The sequence below is a fragment of the Neisseria sp. P0022.S010 genome, from assembly GCF_051956635.1.
This window is the reverse complement of sequence record NZ_JBQCXF010000927.1, coordinates 1-438: the sequence shown is the minus strand read 5'-3', so window position 1 is coordinate 438 and position 438 is coordinate 1. Positions and strand designations below refer to the sequence as shown.

Here is a 438-nt window from a genome sequence, read left to right as displayed (position 1 = left end):
ATTATACCTATTGCATTTTAATGTAGTTTTCGAATGTTTCTATATTTGTTAGTTTTTTTATTTCGATTAAAAAATAGGTATCTAATAAATCAAGAAAATCGAAATAATTTTGTTTATCTTTATTTTCATCAAAATTTATCCCTTTAATTAAAAATGAGTACTTAGGAAATAGATTCTCTAATCTTAAAATAAGATCCGCTCCCCAAGAAATTTCTTTTGGCGAAATATTAGGAGAAGTTTTTTTTGCATAAAGATTAAAGTAATATTGCTTAGAGTATTTACTTTTTTGAATATTAAACATACATTGAATATGACTATTATTATAGAAATAATTCGAGGTATTCAATTTTAAAAAATCATTTTTTTTTAAAATAGCTCTTAACTCTTTAAAAAAATTTTTCTCAAAATCAGCATTCATGTTGAATTTGTCCTTATTAC

1 protein-coding gene is annotated in these 438 nt (G+C 21.7%); it reads right to left on the bottom strand.

Going from position 1 to position 438, the window contains the following annotated elements; translation table 11 throughout:
• Positions 1-7: 7 nt before the first annotated feature.
• The coding region (locus ACTHUT_RS22150) for a hypothetical protein (protein ID WP_440419964.1) at positions 8-438 on the bottom strand (431 nt) is incomplete at its 5' end.